General features: G+C 53.4%; 18 protein-coding genes. 4 read left to right on the forward strand and 14 right to left on the reverse strand.

Features of this window, described 5'->3' with window-relative positions:
• Nucleotides 1-100: 100 nt before the first annotated feature.
• Nucleotides 101-394: a CopG family ribbon-helix-helix protein gene (locus tag G497_RS0102625; protein ID WP_027186986.1), complete on the reverse strand. Its 294-nt coding sequence runs from the start codon at nucleotides 392-394 to the stop codon at nucleotides 101-103.
• A 258-nt stretch (nucleotides 395-652) separates the two neighbouring features.
• Entirely contained in the window at nucleotides 653-1,744 is a 1,092-nt protein-coding gene (leuB, locus tag G497_RS0102630; protein WP_027186987.1) for a 3-isopropylmalate dehydrogenase, read from the reverse strand.
• A 611-nt stretch (nucleotides 1,745-2,355) separates the two neighbouring features.
• Between leuB and G497_RS0102640 the strand changes: the two genes are divergently transcribed.
• Both G497_RS0102640 and G497_RS18845 read left to right on the forward strand, forming a co-directional pair.
• The gene (locus G497_RS0102640; protein ID WP_027186989.1) at nucleotides 2,356-3,003 is read left to right on the forward strand and encodes a hypothetical protein; all 648 of its coding nucleotides are present in this window, start codon (nucleotides 2,356-2,358) and stop codon (nucleotides 3,001-3,003) included.
• Complete coding sequence (locus G497_RS18845) at nucleotides 3,000-3,473, forward strand: type II toxin-antitoxin system YhaV family toxin (protein WP_051257754.1); 474 nt, start codon at nucleotides 3,000-3,002, stop codon at nucleotides 3,471-3,473. Before G497_RS0102640 ends, G497_RS18845 begins: the two co-directional genes overlap by 4 nt.
• Nucleotides 3,474-3,662: 189 nt before the next feature.
• Here the strand turns inward: G497_RS18845 and G497_RS0102650 are convergent, their stop codons facing one another.
• The 7 genes from G497_RS0102650 to G497_RS16355 form a co-directional block, all read right to left on the reverse strand.
• On the reverse strand, nucleotides 3,663-4,160 hold the full coding sequence (locus tag G497_RS0102650) for a 3-isopropylmalate dehydratase small subunit (RefSeq protein WP_027186990.1): 498 nt from the start codon (nucleotides 4,158-4,160) through the stop codon (nucleotides 3,663-3,665).
• 204 nt (nucleotides 4,161-4,364) lie between these two features.
• Nucleotides 4,365-5,636 (reverse strand): 3-isopropylmalate dehydratase large subunit, encoded by a 1,272-nt coding sequence (gene leuC, locus G497_RS0102655; protein ID WP_027186991.1) that lies wholly within the window; start codon nucleotides 5,634-5,636, stop codon nucleotides 4,365-4,367.
• A gap of 14 nt (nucleotides 5,637-5,650) precedes the next feature.
• Nucleotides 5,651-7,171, reverse strand: coding sequence for a 2-isopropylmalate synthase (locus G497_RS0102660; protein WP_027186992.1), 1,521 nt, complete (start codon nucleotides 7,169-7,171; stop codon nucleotides 5,651-5,653).
• Nucleotides 7,172-7,602: 431 nt separating this feature from the next.
• Complete coding sequence (locus G497_RS20035; protein WP_156907894.1) at nucleotides 7,603-7,740, reverse strand: hypothetical protein; 138 nt, start codon at nucleotides 7,738-7,740, stop codon at nucleotides 7,603-7,605.
• 137 nt (nucleotides 7,741-7,877) lie between these two features.
• Nucleotides 7,878-8,939, reverse strand: coding sequence for a tripartite tricarboxylate transporter substrate-binding protein (locus tag G497_RS0102670; protein ID WP_027186993.1), 1,062 nt, complete (start codon nucleotides 8,937-8,939; stop codon nucleotides 7,878-7,880).
• Between the two features lie 62 nt (nucleotides 8,940-9,001).
• Nucleotides 9,002-9,775 (reverse strand): hypothetical protein, encoded by a 774-nt coding sequence (locus tag G497_RS0102675; RefSeq protein WP_027186994.1) that lies wholly within the window; start codon nucleotides 9,773-9,775, stop codon nucleotides 9,002-9,004.
• Nucleotides 9,772-10,770: a bifunctional riboflavin kinase/FAD synthetase gene (locus G497_RS16355; protein ID WP_051257755.1), complete on the reverse strand. Its 999-nt coding sequence runs from the start codon at nucleotides 10,768-10,770 to the stop codon at nucleotides 9,772-9,774. Before G497_RS16355 ends, G497_RS0102675 begins: the two co-directional genes overlap by 4 nt.
• An 882-nt stretch (nucleotides 10,771-11,652) precedes the next feature.
• Between G497_RS16355 and G497_RS18850 the strand changes: the two genes are divergently transcribed.
• Nucleotides 11,653-12,384: a GGDEF domain-containing protein gene (locus G497_RS18850; protein WP_169726959.1), complete on the forward strand. Its 732-nt coding sequence runs from the start codon at nucleotides 11,653-11,655 to the stop codon at nucleotides 12,382-12,384.
• A 220-nt stretch (nucleotides 12,385-12,604) separates the two neighbouring features.
• Nucleotides 12,605-13,327, forward strand: a complete 723-nt coding sequence (locus tag G497_RS18855; RefSeq protein ID WP_051257757.1) for a transglutaminase-like cysteine peptidase — start codon at nucleotides 12,605-12,607, stop codon at nucleotides 13,325-13,327.
• Nucleotides 13,328-13,530: 203 nt separating this feature from the next.
• On the opposite strand, the gene pnp is transcribed toward G497_RS18855, so the two are convergent.
• The 5 genes from pnp to G497_RS0102720 all read right to left on the reverse strand — a co-directional run bounded on the left by pnp (nucleotide 13,531) and on the right by G497_RS0102720 (nucleotide 19,415).
• Nucleotides 13,531-15,783, reverse strand: coding sequence for a polyribonucleotide nucleotidyltransferase (gene pnp / locus G497_RS0102700; RefSeq protein WP_027186996.1), 2,253 nt, complete (start codon nucleotides 15,781-15,783; stop codon nucleotides 13,531-13,533).
• Between the two features lie 410 nt (nucleotides 15,784-16,193).
• Nucleotides 16,194-16,463, reverse strand: coding sequence for a 30S ribosomal protein S15 (gene rpsO, locus G497_RS0102705; protein ID WP_027186997.1), 270 nt, complete (start codon nucleotides 16,461-16,463; stop codon nucleotides 16,194-16,196).
• Between the two features lie 66 nt (nucleotides 16,464-16,529).
• Nucleotides 16,530-17,438 carry a tRNA pseudouridine(55) synthase TruB gene (gene truB / locus G497_RS0102710; protein WP_027186998.1) on the reverse strand — a complete coding sequence of 303 codons (909 nt, stop codon included), beginning with the start codon at nucleotides 17,436-17,438 and terminating at the stop codon, nucleotides 16,530-16,532.
• A 144-nt stretch (nucleotides 17,439-17,582) separates the two neighbouring features.
• Complete coding sequence (locus G497_RS0102715; RefSeq protein WP_027186999.1) at nucleotides 17,583-18,221, reverse strand: XTP/dITP diphosphatase; 639 nt, start codon at nucleotides 18,219-18,221, stop codon at nucleotides 17,583-17,585.
• 126 nt (nucleotides 18,222-18,347) lie between these two features.
• Nucleotides 18,348-19,415, reverse strand: a complete 1,068-nt coding sequence (locus G497_RS0102720; RefSeq protein ID WP_027187000.1) for a M24 family metallopeptidase — start codon at nucleotides 19,413-19,415, stop codon at nucleotides 18,348-18,350.

Below are 19,415 nucleotides of genomic sequence, written 5' to 3' on the forward strand. Positions count from 1 at the left end.
TACTCTATTTTATAGGCTGAAGTTTTTCTGCATGTTCTCTCGATTGATAAATAATGATATATTCAATAATAGATGTCAATGCAAATAAAGGAAATATTAATTAAATTTGGCACTTGGGTGGCTCTACGTCATTCCCTGCTGCCAGTTCTGCTAGCCATGCTTTGGCCTCATGGTTGGTCACGTGCAGCCCTGTGTGCTGGTATTCTTCCCAGGCGGCTATGCCTTCCTGCCGAAAGGCTTCGCGCTTTTCTTCCTGGCTTACGTAATTTTCCAGCGCTTGCAGCATAATGGCATGGGGCGTGCGTTTGCGTGCTTCGGCCAGTTGTTGAATCCGCTCTCGTAATTCACCGGGTATTTTAATGCTTGTGGCTGTTGGGGGTGTTTGTGGTTGCATCGTGTTTTCTCCCATTTGTAGTCAAACTAAATACCTTTTGGTTTTACGTCAAGTAACGCCAACAAGCTTGTTGGCAACAAATCTGTTGTAGCATCTACTTGCATCCTTCTTTTAAACAACAAAAGCCTGCAACTTCCTTGCACAGGAAGCCGCAGGCTTTTCTCATAACTTAATACGGGGTTCAGGAGGGAGGGGGTGTGGGGGAGGGAACATTAAGGGCTTCAATCCCTTGGGGTTCCCTCCCCCATATTTTCTTCCCTATTTCAACAGCGCTTCAACTACCAAATCACCCGCTTTGGTGCAGCCAATAAGGGTGCCGCCGTCTTTCATGATGTCGCCTGTGCGGTAGCCAGCTTTCAGCACGTTGCGCACGGCAGTTTCTACTGCGGTGGCGGCATCGTTCAGGCCAAAGCTCATGCGCAGCATAAGGGCAGCGGAAAGGATGGTGGCCAGGGGGTTGGCTTTGTCTTGCCCGGCAATGTCCGGGGCAGAGCCGTGCACGGGCTCGTACAGGCCAATGCCGCCATCCGCAGCGGTGCCGGAAAGGGAAGCTGAGGGCAGCATGCCCAAAGAGCCAGCCACGGCAGCGGCTTCGTCGGAAAGAATGTCGCCAAAGATGTTGCCGGTGACGATAACGTCGAACTGGGCGGGGTTAAGGATAAGCTGCATGGCGCAGTTATCCACATACATGTGGGAGAGTTCCACTTGGGGGAATTCTTTGTGCACTTCTTCCACAATGCTGCGCCACAGGCGGCCTACCACAAGGACGTTGCATTTATCAACGGAGCACAGGCGCTTGCCGCGGGCCATGGCAGCAGCAAAGCCCACGCGGGCAATGCGGCGTACTTCGTCTTCATAATAAATCATGTTGTTGAAGGCGCAGCGCTTGCCGTCGCGTACTTCTTCGCCTGCGGGCTGACCGAAGTAGACGTCGCCAGTGAGTTCGCGCACAACAAGAATATCAATGCCGTTTTGCACAAGGTCGGGGCGCAGGCAGGAAAGGGAAGCCAGTTCCGGGAACACGGTGGCGGGGCGCAGGTTGGCATACAGGTTCAGCTCTTTGCGAATGCCAAGCAGGCCAGCTTCGGGGCGCTTTGCGTTGGGCAGGTTGTCCCATTTGGGGCCGCCTACGGCACCAAGCAGCACGGCGTCGGCCTTTTTGCAGGCGGCAACGGTGGCTTCTGGCAGGGGGGAACCTGTGGCGTCAATGGCGGCGCCGCCCATGAGGGCTTCTTCAAAGGTAAAGGAAACGCCGAACTTGGTTTCCACGGCGCGCAGAACCTTCAGGGTTTGGGCCACTACTTCTGGGCCAATGCCGTCGCCCGGCAGAACCACGATATGCTTTTTCATGCGAGTCCTCTAGAGTGTGATGGTTGGTGGTGGGGGAGGGTTCGTGCTTCTGCACGGCATGGGGAAAACTGGACTTTTTGACGCTGGCGTCGTTGCGGAGTGTTTTTCCTTCGGGGCAGACCTTGAGGTCAGCCCCCTTGTAAAAACACCCCGCGCCTGGCCAGCGTCAAAAATACCATCATTTCCCCCCTGCCATGCAGAGAGTACCACCCCGCATGGCTGCGCTGTGCTTGCCCTGCGGGTTTCAAGGTGGCTACGCTCAATTCGCACAGAGCGCTGCCGGAACAGTGTGGCAAATGGGTGCCGGAGTCTTTTGTACTAGGCAGCGGCGGCAATGGCAAGCCGTTATGAGCTGGAAGTGGGAAAAATGTGGGGATGGAGGAGTTACTTATGCACAGCATGTGGAATGCCGGGATTTTGAGTACAGGAGGCGTCCTATGGATATGAGATTTCTTGCAGGCCCTAGATGAAGAGAGTTACTGCTTTACAGTAGACCATAAGTTCGTGTAAATTTATTGCACATCAAGTACATCTTGATTTTTCCTTGATTGTGCTTATTCCTGATAAATGCAATCAACTTGATTATTCTTTTGAACCGCTAGGATACGATCATGGCACCTATACCAGCAAGCGCATTGAACCCAGTAATAGATAATCTATGGGAAATTTTTTGCAAAAAGCAAACACTTACTGCTTTTGAGTGCAAGCGGTATGAGCGTGAAGCACAAAAGGCCATTAAGATAGAGCCTGAAATCTCGCATTTTATTCATATTCTACTGGCTGCTATTACAGGTAACTCAATTGAAGCAATACGGTTGATTGAGCAATCTCGTATTATAGGTATGTCTTCAGTTCTGTCTGCGAACATTGTGTCTACATGTGTTTTTTTAGGAAAAATGCGTTTAGCGTACGACATTGCCTGTGAAGCTTTTGAGCGTTTTCCTGACTCTAGGGCTATTTCTGAGTTGGCTGCAGATCTTGCTGAGGCTTTTGATGATTCTGCAATGCTGGAAACTATTTTCGTGCAGTGGAGTATATTATTTCCTGATTCAGTCCATCCTTTGCTCGAGGAGGCTGCGCAGCTCAGGGCAATTGAGAGTTTGCAAGAAGAAATGGAGAAGTATCCTGAAAACTCTGAGGAATACTGCAAGGCTGAAGAACGTTTTCTTGATGCACTTACCCAAGGAATGAGCGTACTTGAGCCTTCATTTGCTACGCAACGAATTGAAGCCTTGTTGCAGGAGCATGACAATATATGATTAAGGCAAGTTGCTTTGATGGGGTGCCACGTTATGCAGAGTGGCATCATCCTTTATTCAACGTTATTTATAGTCGATATGTATTATATGCCCTTCGGATGAAAGAAGAAAATCCCACTGGTTATAAGGAATTACCCAAAGTTCGTTTTTTTGATGGCATACGAAAAGCCATGAACAATGCGTTGGCTGACCCTACCCATAAGAGATACCTTTTGGGTAATACTTTGGGGGAAGCCTATAGACGCTGGCGACGTATTAAGAATGATGGATTGCCTGATAGGTATCGACTCTTTTTTCAATTCTCCACAGAGGAGTTGAAAGTTATTTTTTGTTGGTTAAATGACCAGAGTACTATGCGCAAAAAAGGCAGCAAAACAGATGTATACGTTATCTTTAAGAAATTACTGGAAAATGGAAAAATCCCTTCCCAGTTTAGTGCGTTGCTCAATGATGCAAATCAATGCATGTAATTTTGGCTAGTATAGTTATGTGTAGGCCAACTTTTTGAGAGTAAAACCCAAAAAACGTTTCAGATTTTTTTCTTAACACCCTCCCTTCCCTCAATACGGAGTAAAGGAGGGAGGGGTACGGGGAGGGAACCAACAGGGCTTCAAACCCTGTTGGTTCCCTCCCCGCATATTCTTCCCCTATTATTGCAACTAGGCGTTCAGTTGCTTTTTCACATACTCAGCAAGGCCACCAGCGTTAAGGATGGCTGCCATGGCTTCCGGCAGGGGCGGGAAGGTAATGACCTTGCCGGATGTTTTGTTAGCAATGGTACCTGCTGTCATATCAATTTCCAGCTCGTCGCCGGGCTTGATGTTTTCTACTTCGTCGCCAATTTCCAGGGGAATAAGCCCCATGTTAAAGGCGTTGCGGTAGAAGATGCGGGCATAGCTGTGGGCAATAACCACAGGAATGCCAGCGCCCACAATGGCAACCGGGGCGTGCTCGCGTGAGGAACCGCACCCGAAGTTGCGGCCTGCCACCAAAAAGGTGGCGTTTGGCTTTACTTGCTTGATCCATTCCGGGTCAAGGCCTTCCATGCAGTGGCTGCCAAGTTCCACCGGGTCGGTGGTGACCAGGAAGCGGGCAGGAATGATGGCGTCTGTATCAATATGGTCCCCAACGCAAAGGGTTTTCCCGTTATATTTCATGGTTGCTTGCTCCTTATATAAGACCATTGCAAAACTACGTTTTGCGTGCTTTTTCCATCATGTTTCGCTCTGCTTTCGCAGGTTGAAACATGGCCGAAGTCACAAAAAGTACTCATTTTACAGGGAAAGTAAATTTCCCTTATTCGTACTTTTTGGGGCATCTTCCCTGCGGGAAGTCGCCTAAAGACTATGTTGCAATAGTCTTTATAGGGCGGCAGGGTGGCTAATGGTGCCAGCCACAGCGGTGGCGGCTGCTATTGCCGGGTTAGCCAGGTACACTTCCGCATCCAGGCTGCCCATACGGCCCCTGAAGTTACGGTTGGTGGTGGCAAGGGCGCGTTCGCCCCCGGCAAGAATGCCAAGGTGCCCGCCAAGGCATGGCCCGCAGGAGGCAGGCCCCATAATGCAGCCAGCGTCCAGCATAATTTCCACAAGCCCTTCCTTCAGGGCTTGCTTCCAAATGCGGGGGGTGGCAGGCAGCACAATGCAGCGCACGTTGTTGTTTACCTGGCGGCCCTTGAGCACGGCAGCGGCAACGCGCAAATCTTCAATGCGGCCGTTGGTGCATGAGCCAATAATCACCTGGTTTACGGTAATGCCTTTGACCTGGGAAACGGGCTTGACGTTTTCCGGCAGGTGCGGGCAGGCCACCAGGGGTTCCATGTTGGTCACATCCAGGGTCAGGGTGCGTTCGTAGGTGGCACCGGGGTCGGCTGCCAGGGCCACGTCGCCTTTGCGGCCTGCGGCCTGGGCATAAGCCAGGGTTTTTGCGTCCACAGCGAACAGGCCGGCTTTGCCGCCCGCTTCAATGGCCATGTTGGCAATGGTCAGGCGGCCTTCAACGGAAAGGGCCTCAATGGCTTCGCCGTCAAATTCCAGCGCCTTGTAGCGTGCGCCGTCTACACCAAGCTGCCCAATGGTCCACAGAATAATGTCTTTGCCACCCACGTATTCCGGCAGTTTGCCTGTAACGGTCACGCGAATGGTTTCTGGCACTTTGAACCAGCTTTGGCCAAGGGCCATGCCAGCGGCTACGTCGGTGGAACCCATGCCCGTGGCAAAAGCACCAATGCCGCCGTAAGTGCAGGTGTGGCTGTCTGCCCCAATTACGAGGTCGCCGGGGCCCACAAGGCCCAGTTCCGGCAACAGGGCGTGTTCCACCCCGGCGTTGCCGCCCTCATAATAGTGAACAATGTTCTGTTCTTTGGCAAATTCGCGCACGCCTTTTACCTGTTCGGCGCTGGCAATGTCTTTTTGCGGGGTAAAGTGGTCCATAACCAGGGCAATTTTCGTGTTGTCAAACACTTTTTTGGCACCCATGGTACGGAGCGATTTAATGGAAAGCGGTGCGGTAATATCGTTGGCAAGCACCATGTCTACCCGGCAGTTTACAATGGCCCCTGGTTGCAGGGCTTCATCGGTAACGGGCGTGGTAGTGTGCGCCTTGAGTATTTTTTGAGCAAGGGTCAGCGCCATGAGGTGGCTTCCTCCTAATTTTTTGCCAGGCGGTTCAAGGCGTTAATAAAGGCCTTGGCACTGGCGTTAATTACGTCCGGGTCTGAAGCCCGGCCAATTGCGACACGCCCGTTTTGAGCCAGGCGTACAAATACTTCACCCTGGGCGTCGGAGCCGCCAGAAATGGAGTTGACGGAATATTCTTCAATGGTGGGCTTTGCTTCACACACATGGCAAATGGTTTTGAACACGGCATCCACCGAGCCCACACCAAACCCTGAGTGACGGCATTCCTTGCCATCTTTTTCCATAACCAGCATACAGGTGGGGGGCACGCCAATGTCGCTGCTCAGAATGCTTAAGTGCACAAGGCGGAACTTGTCTGGCACCCGGTGCACTTTTTCCACCACCAAGGCTTCAATATCTTCGTCAAAAATCTGCTTCTTTTTGTCCGCCAGCACTTTAATGGCCAGCATCATCTTGTCAATCTGGGCATCTTCCAACTGATACCCCATGCTGTCAAGCTTTGATTTTAGCGCACTGCGGCCTGAATGCTTGCCAATAACAATGGCGTTGTTGTCTGTCAGGCCAATGGAAGCCGGGGTCATTATTTCATAGGTTTCCGGGTTGCTCAGCACCCCTGCCTGGTGAATGCCTGATTCATGGGCAAAGGCGTTGGCCCCCAGAATGGGCTTGTTGCGGGCATATGTTTGCCCGATAATGCGTGAAAGCAACCGTGCTGTTGGGTAAATGAGCGGTGTTTTAATGTTGGTAGTAAGGCCATAATAGGGCTTGCGCACCGTAAGGGCCATAACCAGCTCTTCCAGCGAGGCATTGCCTGCCCGCTCCCCAATGCCGCCCACGGTTACTTCCGCCTGGCGTGCCCCGGCCTTCAGGGCAGCAAGGCTGCTGGCCACGGCAACGCCAAGGTCGTTGTGGCAGTGCACGCTGAATATAATGTTTTCGCTGCCTTTCACATGTTCTTTTAGGTGGGCAATAAGCTTGCCGTATTCTTCCGGCTGGGCATAGCCCACGGTGTCGGGAATGTTCAGGGTTTTGGCCCCGGCAGCAATGGCTGCCTCGCATGCTTCCACCAGAAAGATTTTGTCGGAACGTGACGCGTCTTCGCAGGAAAATTCTACATCTGCCGTGCAAGAAGCTGCAAAGCGCACGGCCTTTTCAATCATCTTCAATACTTCAGCGGGGCTTTTGCGCAGCTTGTATTCCATGTGCAGGGGGGAAGTGGCCAAAAAGGTATGAATACGCTTGTTTTTGGCAGGTTCAATGGCTTTTGCCGCGGCTTCAATGTCTTGTTCCAGGGCGCGGGCAAGGCTTGTGACCACAATGGAATTGACTTCCTTGGCAATGGTGTTCACCGCTTCAAAGTCGCCTGGGCTGGCAGCGGCAAAGCCTGCTTCCATAACATCAACCCCAAGGCCTTCCAGGGCGTGGGCAAGCAGTATCTTTTCAGAAAGGCTCATGGTGCAGCCGGGTGACTGCTCACCGTCGCGCAGTGTGGTGTCGAATATAATGACACGGTCGGAAGAAGCACTCATCTGGTTCTCCTGGTAGTTCAGGTTCTTGGGCGCATGCCCTGTGCTGTAAACGTATAAAGCCGCTTGCCTAGTTGCTGTGTACGGGCAGAAATGACCACTGGAGGGTATTGGCTAGTTGAAATTGTTGCACTTAATTTGTGGAGGCTCTGCCTCCCCAATCCCCTCCGCCAAGGGCATGATGCCCTTGGATCCCGCATCAGCGTTCACTTTTTCGCTTTGCGAAAAAGTGAACGCAAATGGGGGGGGCAAGGGGAATTATTCCCCTTGCAGGGGGCTGGGGGACAGCGTCCCCCAATAAAAGTCAATAAAATCAAGTAAGAAATGCTCTCCACTAGGGGGGTATGTTCCGGCGAATGCCTTGGAAACAAAAAAACCACCCCTAGGGGTGGCGCATACGACCGGACAGGTGAAAATACAATAAAAAACCTGGCCTATGCGCCGCCCATGGGGCTGCGTAGAATAAGAGCCAGGCATAGAAGGGGAATAGAGGAAGCGCAACGCATGGAACCACAAGCAAATGCTGTGGTAGTGGCGGTGGTGCCGCAATGGAATTGGGCTATGTGCTTCACAAAAGTTCCTTGGTGTATTTTCTGCAAAAAAAGCATAGGCCAGGAAATTACAAAAAGCAAGGGTTGTTGGCTAAAAAATGCTTTGGCCTGTCCTGAGAGAGCAGGAGCGCATGGGTTTTTGTCTGGCAGGAGCGGGTTTATTGTTCCGAGAAGTTGCTGATAAATTCCCGTGCGTCGTTGCTTTGGTCGTCCAGCAGGGCGTCGCGCTGTTCCGGGGTAAGGCGCAAAGGGGCAAAGCCCACCCGGAGCAGAGCATTTTGGAAGGCAGGTTGGCCTAAAATCTCGTTGAGAAAGGTGAGAAGTTCTGTTTGGCGTACATCGGTTGTGTTGGCGTTCACCGCTATGCCAAGGTACACATATTGGGTAACGGGGCAGTCTGCTTCAAGCAGGGTGGGGGTTTCCGGCAACAGCGGCACCCGCTCTTTTGAAGCCACAGCCAACGGGCGCATACCAGGGAGCAGGGCGGGGGCCAGGGCGGGGGCCCACAAGGCCTTGGCTTTGCCTTCCGTCACTGCCTCAAGGGCTTTTTCTGTTGAGGCCAGGGGCATAAAGCCCGTTTGCGCACCAGCTTCACGGTTCAGGTTGGCGTTGGCCATGCGGCTGGCTGTGTCCATGCCCGTTCCGGCAATGAAAAAAGTACCTAGCTGGCTTTGGCGCAGGGTGTCCCACAGGTCGGCAAAGTTTTGGTATGGGGAATTTTCCGGCACCCACAACGCCAGGGGAGCCCCTGCGTAAATAAGCAGCGGGGTTATTTCCATTTCCTGGTACAGGGGCTGCTCGGTAAAGCGGTGCAAGTAAAAATCGGGCAGGCGTATTAAGGCGGCTGTGTAGCCATCGGCATCTTTTTGCAACAGGGTGTTTACCGCCAGCGCGCCGCTGCTTCCTGGGCGGGTGACCACGGCCAGACGTTCTTTATCGTTGCTGGTGGTACCAGCAATGGCCTGGGGAATAAGCCCGGTGTCGTGGGCTTCCAGTTCCCCGGTAAGTACCAGGGTCACGGTACGTTCAGGGAAAAAACCCTGGCTTAGCGGCGGGAGGCGAAACCCCTCTTCGGCAAAGGCATGGCCCTGGAAAAACAGGAAAAACAGGACAAGTACCCACGCAAGGCTGTGGGCAGGTACCCCATGGCGCTGCTGTGGCAGGCATACTGAATGCGAAGCTACACATGTGCTACAGGAAGTGTGCTGAGGATATGCCATGCTTTGCTCCTGCGTGATGCGTTAAGGGCCTAACGCTGCCAAGGGTGGTAAGGGAGTGCGGCTTATAGCCCGGCGCGGGCCGCAGCCGTTTCCAGCATGGGCCGCAGGTTGTGTATGCCGGTAATCCGCCAGGTTTCATTGGTGCGGGTCATGTTCAATTCCAGGGGAAAACGGCCAGCGTCGCCGTCTTCCAGCACGGCGCTTACAAGAGCTGTATCGCCCTTTTCCTGTAACACTTTACCCGGCACAAGGCGTTTTGCTTTGGTGGAAAGCCCGGTGAACAATGCCCCGGCCCCGGCAGTTTTCGTTTTGCCATTGGGTTTGCCTGCAAAGTGCCCGCCGGAAATGCCGGAAGCCACAAAGCTGCGCACTTCCGAGCTGAGCATTTGGGTGAGCATGTTCATTTGGTTTGCATCTTCCACATTCACCCCTGAAAGCATAAGAGCCATCACAGGGGTGGCCCCGCTCAGTTCCCCTTTCTGCATTTTTTCCTGCAAAAAGGTAAGGGCTTCCCTTGCGGTGCCGCGCACAATGCTGTCTGTATCTACCATGCGGGAAAACAGGGTGTAGTCGGACCCTTCAATGCCTTTTTGGGCAAGGCTGACCGCTTCCAGCGGGCTATTTGCCTGGCTGGTTGCTTTGGTAGTTGTTTGGGCGGCCTGGGCCTGCAATGCGCCTGAAATCGCCAGGGCAATGCACAAGGCCAGGGCCAGCAACAGGGCTGCACCCTTTGTTGCCCCAGGCTGCATGGCACGGGGCATAAGGGCAAGTGCTGCTACGTGTGTATGAATGGGTGTGCGTAAACGCGAATATGTGGTGTGCGGCTGGTAGCTCATACATGTTCCTTGGGTTGGCCCGGCAGGCCATTGGGCAGTGTTTTGGTTTCTAAACAACGGCGGGCATCACGCACGTCCTGGTGAATCATGTTTACCAGCTCTTCAATGCCAGAGCAGGTTTTTTGGTCGCGTAAAAAGGCTGCAAAGGCAACTTCCAGGGTTTTGCCATACAGGTCCTGGTCAAAGTCCAGCAGGTGAATTTCTGCCCGAAGGGAGCCATCTTGAAAGGTGGGGTTTGTGCCCACACTGGCAAGTGCCCGGTGCCACGGGCCAGGGGCAGTGCCTGCGGCGGTGCGAATTCTGGTAAACACGGCATACACCCCTTCTGCTGGCAGCAGGGTGTCTTCACGCGGGGCAAGGTTTGCCGTGGGAAACCCCAGTTGGCTTCCCCCCCGGCCCTTGCCATGAATTACTTCCCCCCGAATAAGGTGGGGGTGGCCCAGCAGGGCTTCGGCTATATCCACCCGGCCCAGGCACAAAGCTTCGCGTATGGCGGTGGAGCTGACAATGGTGCCGTTTACCGGCACAGCGGCAATCTGTTCCACCGTAAAGCCATGCTGCTGGCCAAGGCTGGCAAGCACAGCGGCCGTGCCCCGGCGGTTTTTGCCAAAGGCATAGTCATAGCCCACAGCCAAAAAGCGCAGGTGTAACTGGTTTACCAGCACCTGCTGCACAAATTCTTCAGGTGTTTGCTTTGCCAGGGCATGTGTAAAGGGGAGCACAAGAGTAATGTCTACCCCCAGCTCTTCCAGCTTTTGCAGCTTTATGTCCAGGGCCATCAGGGTAGGCGGGGCGTTCTCTTTAAGGAGTACCTGCAAGGGGTGCGGTGTAAAGGTAATGACAATAGCCGGCACCCCCAGGGCGCGGGCCTTTGCCACTGCCGCTGCGATAAGGGCCTGGTGCCCTTTGTGGACACCATCAAAATTGCCAATGGTGGCAGTGCTGCCCCCGGTAACATAGGGGGCGAGTTGGGAAGGGTCGGTATATATTTCCATAAAACACGTGTTTTTTAAGGGTACGCTGGTGCAGCGGTGCTGTAAGCATTGTCACGGGCCTGTTGCCAGGCACTCCCTGTGGTACATGAAAGGAACACACCGGGCAAGTGGAATGGTGGGGAAAGAATAGGGATGTTCGGAAGGGATGACAAGGGGCGGAGTGTGGCGTGCCGCTGCCCCAGCACTAGCAATACCTGCATTGCAGGCATTGTCTTCACTGTTACCATTCTTCTGTGCCTTGGCACCGCCAAAAATACCTGGGCTGACTTGACATGTGGCCGCATAATATTCCTGCCTTTGCAGGGATGGCACGCTGGCGGCAGGAGTGACAACGGTGTTGGTAGGCAGAAGCGATATTCAGAAATGTCGACATATCGCTTTCTATACTCTGGAAGTCTTTGTTGCGTGTAGCGTTGTGTATTGTTACTGGAAAAAGTTTCTGTTGCTGCATAATGTATACAGTTTGTCTATAAACTCCACCCCTTTATGGTGGTTGTTGTTGTGTCGCTTAACCTTTAATTATTTCGAGAAATCTGTTTCTTCTATTCACCGTAAACCCCCTCTAACTGTTCTCTTATGGAAAGATACATGCCGACTGCTTTCAATTCAGGTGGAGAGAAGCTTCATCACAAGGGTATTACTCTGTTGGTGATTTGTTATGTGGTGATGTTTTGTAGTGTGTTTTGGGTTTGGGGGAGGGAAGCTCCGTTTTCGTTTTTACATTTTCATAAAGTGGGCCTGCTTGTGGGGTATGCTGTGTGCATTGCCCTTTTCCTTTTAGTGCGGCCCAGAAATTGCCCGCCGCAATGGCTTGGTCTTGCCGTGGCTTTTTTTGCTGTAGCAGTAACCTTAATAGTGCCCCTGGAAGGTTTTTTTACGTATATGTGGTGGGTAGCACTGCCACCTGTATTTATTATGTGCTCCGGCATTATGTTTGGGGGGGCCTTAAGTGTTGTGTTTTTGCTGGCAGGGGGGTGGCTTTTGTTGGCCGCGGGCGTTGCCTCCGCTAAAGAGCTGCTTCCGCTTGGTACCGTTTATGTAAGCATAACTGCTATTTACCTAGTTATGCAAGAATTCTATGCCCGGCAATGCCACAACTATGCGTGCCTTGCAAAAAGCTTAGAAACAAATGCCCTTACAGATGCTCTGACGGGCCTTGGTAACCGCCGTGATTTTCTTACCTATTTTACTGTTTCAGTCGCAAGGGCCCAGCGCGCAAAGCAACCGTTAAGTATTGCCCTTGTTGATATTGATGATTTCAAAAAAGTGAATGATACCTACGGTCATTTATTGGGCGATGCTGTGCTGTGCCATGTGGCTACCATTCTCGCCCAAACGCTACGGGCTTCAGACAGGGTGTTCCGCTGGGGTGGAGAAGAGTTTGTGGTGCTTATGGCAGACACATGCCCTTTGAATGCCCGGCACGCTGCGGAAAAAGTACGTAAGGCAGTGCAAGAATCCCCGTTTGTTACTGAAGATAAATCTATTATCGTGACTATAAGCATTGGGCTGCACACAAGCAATGTGCAGGTGGGGCTTGAAGCGGTGCTGGAAGAAGCGGACAGGAACTTATACCTGGCAAAGCAGGGGGGCAAGAACCAGGTTGTGATGTGACGCAGCTTTATCCGCTATAAAGTACATGAGCATGCACCTGCTGGAAACCATGCGGGTGGGGTTGCTATAAGAGCAATCATTCCACCTTATTACAAGCAGGCAAAAGAGTATGAACATGGTTATGTGTTGCAACAGTATGCCTACGTCACTTGTTTTATTGCCCAGGCTAGCCGCAGGGGTAACAAATTTGCCAGCACATCCTCCCCGTAGGCGTGTGTTCATGGCATTACCCGGTTACCTTTTGCTACTTGGTTGTTGCTGCATGGTGTGCGCAGGCGCAGCTTTTGCCAGGCCAACGGGTGAAACGCAAGAAGAAGCCCTTGCAGCCAAACAGAAAAATGAAAATTTTGCCATTTCTGGGTATAATTCGTTTAAAATGGCAACAGGCTTGAAAAGTCAAAAACACTTTGTGGCTGCTTTGTTGCAGGAAGTTACAGAGCGGCATGAAGCAGCAGGAGGGATGGAAAAATTCGTTACTGCATTGCCACAGCCGGAAAAAGTACGCTGGCATAATATAGAAAAAAAAACTTCCAGTATGCCTGCTGTAGAGCAACTTATGTCGGTAAACGGTTTTTTTAATGAACGCCCGTGGCGCAGGGATACTGCCACCTATGGCGTGCAGGAATTTTGGGCAACCCCGCAAGAGTTTTATGCCAATGGTGGCGATTGTGAAGACTTCGCCATTGCAAAATACCTTACCTTGCTGTACCTGGGCTGGCCGGAAGAGTCCTTGTGGCTAGTGATTGGCGAAACAACCAACAAAAGTAAAAATGAACTGCATGTTGTTGTTGCGGCACGCCTTGGGGGAAAAGTGATGTACCTTGATAATACGGTACGGCCAGGGGCAATGCTGCTTACGGAAGAAATGCTCTTTCAGCGTTTTGCTCCAATCTGGGCACTTAAAAAGCAGCACCTGCTGGCGTTTTTCAAAGTAAGCGAATAGGCAGCGAGGCTCATTGAAGGCCATACAAACCAACGATGACTTGCGTATCGTATTGAGTGCAAGAAAATACCACCATTCACTATTTTTCAATAGTTCATGGTGGTATTTTTGCAGTGCAAGGGCAACATGCCCTTAAATCCTGAGTGGAGAAAGGAAGGAATTGGGGAGGCTCTGCCTCCCCAAATTACAAACTCTCGTGTCCTCTAGCGGCGCGGGCCACGGGGGGCACCACGGTCACCGCCACGGTCGCCACCGCGGAAGCCGCCACGGTCGCCGCCGCGGTCATTGCGGTCACGCGGGGGGCGAGCAGGGCGGGCTGTTTCTTCCGGGTTCCAGGCAATGCCCTGTTCTTCCTGCAATACAACCTTGCGGGAAGCGCGTACACGGTCGCCGTTCACTTCAATAACTTTCACGGTCATGGTGTCGCCAAGCTTCACAAAGTCTGCCACGTTTTCTACGCGGCTGGTGTCAAGCTGGGAAACGTGCACAAGGGCTTCCAGGTTGGGGGCAAGCTCTACGATGCAGCCAATTTCCAGCACTTTCACTACTTTGCAATTCTCGTAGTTTTTGCCAAGGTCTGCACGCTGGTCAAAAGCAAGCACAGCGGCCTTGGCGCGCTCCAATGCTTCCATGGTGGGGGCAAAAATGGCTACAATGCCAGAATCGTCAATGTCAATGGAAGCGCCAGTGTCTGCGGTAATGGCCTTGATGTTCTTGCCACCGGGGCCAATAATCAGGCGAATGGCGTCTGGGTTCACGTCTACAGAGCAATGCTGCGGGGCATACTTGGAAAGCTCGGGGCGCGGGGCAGCCAGGGCTTTTGCCATTTCACCCAGAATGTGCAGGCGGGCTTCACGGGCCTGGTTCAGCGCTTTGGTCATAATTTCCATGGAAAGGCCGGAAATTTTGATGTCCATTTGCACTGCGGTAAGGCCTTCAGCAGTACCGGCAATTTTAAAGTCCATATCGCCAAGGGCGTCTTCATCACCCAGAATGTCGGTAAGTACAATGTACTCGTCGCCTTCCTTAATAAGGCCCATGGCAATACCCGCTACAGGGGCCTTTACCGGAACCCCGGCATCCATAAGGGAAAGGCAGCCACCGCACACCGCAGCCATGCTGGAAGAACCGTTGGATTCCAGTGTTTCAGAAACCACACGCAAGGTGAAAGGAAAGCTGGTGCCTGCAGGCAGAATGGGGCGCAGGGCTTTTTCTGCCAGGGCACCGTGGCCCACTTCCCGGCGGGAAACACGCACAGGCTTCACTTCGCCCACGCTGAACGGCGCAAAGTTGTAGTGCAGCATGAATTTCTTGGTCACGTCGCCCATAAGGGAGTCCATGCGCTGTTCATCGGTAGAGCTACCAAGGGTGCTTACCACCAAAGACTTGGTTTCCCCACGGGCAAACAGCACGGAACCATGCGCACGGGGCAGAATGCCCGTTTCAATGGTAATGGGGCGCACGGTGGTGGTGTTACGGCCGTCAATACGCAGGCCTTCTTTATGAATGCGGGTACGCACGTAGGCTTTTTCCAGTTCACTCAGCACTTCACCAAAGCCGCCCAAGGCTTCCTGGTCTTCAGCAAAGGGGGAACCTTCAGCCAGCACAGCAGCCAGGGCTTTTTCTTTCACGGCTTTTTTGGCAATTTTACGAGCCATTTTTTCTGGCACTTGCAAGGCGGCTTGCAGGTCGGCCTTCACGGCTTTTTCAACAAAAGCCTTCAGTGCGGAATAGTCTTTGGGGGCTGCCACAGCCTGCTTGGCTTTGCCGCACATGCCAATCAGCTTTTCCTGCACTTCAAGCAGGGGTTGCAGTTCTTTATGGCCCCAGGCAAGGGCTTCTGCCACAACCTGTTCGGGCACAAAAAGGGCTTCGCCTTCCACCATCACCACGGCGTCTTTGGAAGCCGCAATAACGAAGTTTAATTCGGTGCCTTCCATTTCTTTTTTGGTGGGGTTAAGCAGGAACTGCCCGTTTACGCGGGCAATGCGCCCACCAACCACCGGGCCGTTAAAGGGAATGGAAGAAAGGCCAAGGGCAAGGGAAGCGCCCGTTACAGCCAGCACGTCGGAATCGTTTTCCTGGTCGGAAGAAATAACGCTGGCAAGTACCTGCACTTCATCGCGAAAACCCTTGGGGAACATGGGGCGCATGGGGCGGTCGATGAGGCGGCAAACCAGGGTTTCACGCTCGGAAGGGCGGCCAATTTCCCGGCGGAAAAAGCTGCCAGGAATACGCCCGGCAGCGTACATTCTTTCGGAATATTCAACGGTGAGGGGGAAAAAGCCGAGGTCGCGCTCCATGACCTGGGAACAGGCTGTGACCAGCACCACAGTGCCGCCGCACTGGATCCATACGGAACCGTCGGCCTGGTTGGCCATGCGGCCTGTTTCAACAATAATGTCTTTCCCGCCAACTGTTGCGGTAAGACGGGTGCAAGGGAAAATACTCATAATTCGACTCCTTGAAGGGGATTCCGGTTAAAAGAGGCAACACGTAACGGCCAGAGTCATTTTTATGGAAATGCTGGTTTGTTCAGTCGTTCCATAACAATATTTGAAAGCCGCTCTTTGCGTCCTTTACCCGGACCCCCCTTCACTGCGTGCCCAACACTGGGCAGATAGTGGTTTTGCGTAAGATTTGCCAGCAGGCAAAACCTACGCACTGTGCGCTTGGTGCATGCACCGCCGCAACACAGGAAAGCATACTGGGAGCGTTAGTGGCCCTATGCCAGAACAACGCCTGCGCCAGTCAAATCAAAAGGAATATACTCAAAAGCAATTGCAATAGGCCTTGGAAAGTGCGTCTGCACCAGCCTTTGGGCGGGTGTAAAACAAAGGGGGGCCAAAGCCCCCCTTTTCCCTATTTACTTACGCAGGCCGAGCTTTTCAATAATGGCACGGTAGCGCTGCACTTCAGTATTTTGCAGGTACTTCAAAAGGTGACGGCGACGACCAACCAGGGTAAGCAGGCCCTGGCGGGAGTGGAAGTCTTTTTTGTGCACTTTAAAGTGCTCTGTCAGTTCAATAATACGGGCTGTAAGAAGAGCAATTTGCACTTCAGGGGAACCGGTGTCCCCTTCAGTTTTACCGTATTGCTTGATGATTGCCAGTTTTTGCTCAGTTTGCATTACCACAGCGTACTCCTTTATGCGGTGCATGGCACCGGGTGTGTGTTGCCAAAGGCTTATTAGGCCCCTGGCTTAGAGTGTCCAAAGCCCCCGCACCACGGCCCATGCCTCGTTGTTTTGCAGCATGGCTGCTTCCACAAGGGCAAGGGGGGTTTCTCCATTCATAAGCAGGGCCTGCCTGCCGGGCTGAAATGGCCCGGAAACAGCGGCGTTGTAAGCAAGGGGCATACCGTTTTTTACACGGGCTGCTTCTTCCCCTGCCACACACACCTTGTGCCTGCCGGGCAATGCTTCGGCAATGCCCAAAATGGAGGCGGTGAATGCTTCGGCATTGCCCAGCAGCGCTTCTAAATGATGCGCTTTGTCAAGGCCGAAGGGGTGGCTGTACTCCCGCGTGAGTTCTTCAAGCATGGCGCCGCACCCTAAGCGCTTCCCCAAGCTGTGGGCCAGGGAGCGTATGTAGGTGCCAGAACTGCACGTTGCGCGGAAGCGGACAAGCGACGGGCCAACCAATTCAGCCTCGCCGCGAAAAACAGTAATTTCTTTCTTTTTTATGGGAGTTTCCAACCCTTTGCGCGCCAGTTCATACAGGGGTTTGCCCTGGTGTTTGGCAGCGGAATACGCCGGAACTTCCTGTGCATAGGTGCCCACAAGTTCTTGCATGGCTTCCTGCACTGTTTCCTGGGTAACGCCCACCACGGGGTGTTCTTCCACCACCGCGCCTTCAGCGTCCCAGGTATCGGTCACTACGCCAAGGCGAATAAGACCGGAATAGGTCTTTTCCCCCTGCTCCATAAGGTGCCCGGAAATTTTAGTGGCTTGCCCCAAAAGTACAAGCAATACCCCTGTGGCCATGGGGTCCAGGGTGCCGGCATGCCCTATTTTTTTCTGCCCGAAGGCCCACTTTACTTTTCCAATACAGGCCGCAGAAGTAATTCCCTTGGGCTTGCACAGTACAAGTACACCGTCCTGTTGGGGCACAGGGCAGCGGTTTGCTTGGGGCAGAACGGGCTGTGCCGTTCCTGAGGGAGGTAATTTTTCTGCATTCATGGGAAACTTAAAATAAATACGCCAAAATAAGGCAAGAGTCCAGCAGAAAACAGCCGTTAACGTGTGCTGAATAAATCAGCGTTTTCCTGCTAGCCATGCCTGCCAGAAGCCGGGCCACAATTCCAATAGATTGTGCACAGCCCGCGCCCGGTGGCTTATGGCATTCTTCGCTTCCCGGCTCAGTTCTGCAGCGGTTTTGCCAGACTCCAGGTCAATGATGAATATGGGGTCATAGCCAAAGCCGTTTTCCCCCACCGGGGCTTCACCCAGGCGGCCTGCCCAGGTGCCACGGGCCACCATGGTTGCCCCCTGCGGCGTGGCGGCTGCCATGCAGCACTGAAAGCGCCCCCCGCGTTTTTCCGCAGGAACCCCGGCAAGTTTTTGCAACACAAGCTGTACGTTGCCAGCATCCGTTGCCTTGTGTTCGGGCGTGGCGCTGTAACGGGCAGAATACACCCCTGGCTCGTTGTTGAGGTAGTCCACCTCAAGGCCAGAATCGTCGGCAAGGGCCACAAGGCCTGTGGCACGGCTTACTTCTGTGGCTTTCAGCAGGGCATTCTCTTCAAAGGTGATGCCTGTTTCATCCACTTCCGGCACATGGGGGAAGGCGTCCATGCTCAGCACTTCCAGCCCGAAGGGACGCAACAATTCCGTAAATTCGCGCACTTTACCCTGGTTGTGGGTGGCAAGCACTATGGTGGTGGTGGGGTTCATGGTTAGCTCCTTTCTTTCCGCTCCTACGGCGGGGAATATGCTTCGGCGGCTTCGCTGCCCATACATCTTCCCGACGCACAAGCGAAAAAAGGTAACGCAGCCAAACGGAAATAAATCAACGTTTCCCTATAACACTCGGTGCCCGTCGTCGGTCACCAGCACCATATACTCCCAGCGCAAGCCGCCCTGGCCGCCCAGGTACAGGCCGGGCTCCACGGTAATGACCATGCCGGGGTGCAGCACTGTTTCGCTGCGCGGGTTCAGGCTGGGGGCTTCATGGGTTTGCAGGCCCACGCCGTGCCCAAGCCCGTGGGTGAACAAGTGCCCAAGGCCGCTATTGTCCAGGTAGCTGCGAGCCGCGCCATACACACTGGCTGCCGTTACGCCGGGGCGAATGGTGGCAATGGCCCTCTGCTGGGCTTCTTGCACCAGCTCGCGGTATTGCAGGAACCAGGGAGCTGGCTTTTCCCCCACCCAGAAGGTACGGGTCTGGTCGGAACAATAGTCGTCCATACGGCAGCCCACGTCCACCAGTACGGCGCAGTTATCGGTAATTTGCCGATCCCTTGGCACCGCATGGGGCAGGGCAGCGTTATCATCCACTGCCACAATGCCGGCAAAGGCATTTTCCTGTGCCCCATTGTTGCGGAAAAACTGGGTGATGTCCCAATCCACCTGGGCTTCGGTGCGGCCCGGCACCAGCACGGAAGGCACCCATTGCATCAGGGCATGGTTCAGGGCGCAGGAGCGCTGCATGCGGGCAATTTCCTCTTTATCCTTAATAACCCGCAAGGCTTCCACAAGGCCGTCTGCCGGTTGGCAGGTCAGGCCCTCGCTTAAGGAACGGAAAAACCCTACGGTGAGCACTTCTGCCTCAAAGCCTACCTTGCCGGGGGCAAAGCTGCGCAGCAGGGCGTTTATGTCGTTTGCGGCAGAACGGTAAATAAGGATATGTTCTTCATTCCACAAACGCTTGGCAGCGTCCATGAACCGTGCATCTGTACACAGCCAGTCTTCACCGTTGGCCCGAATAACAAGCCGCCCGGAACTTTCGTTCATTTGCGGGTCGTGTAATTCAAATCCGCTCAAATAATAGCGGTTCGCATCCAGTGACACCACCAGCGCATCAAACCCTTTGCGGTGCATTTCACGGCGCAAGGATTCACGGCGGTTGCTGTATACATTCAGGTTCAT

Source organism: Desulfovibrio cuneatus DSM 11391, assembly GCF_000430005.1.
GTDB lineage: Bacteria > Desulfobacterota > Desulfovibrionia > Desulfovibrionales > Desulfovibrionaceae > Frigididesulfovibrio > Frigididesulfovibrio cuneatus.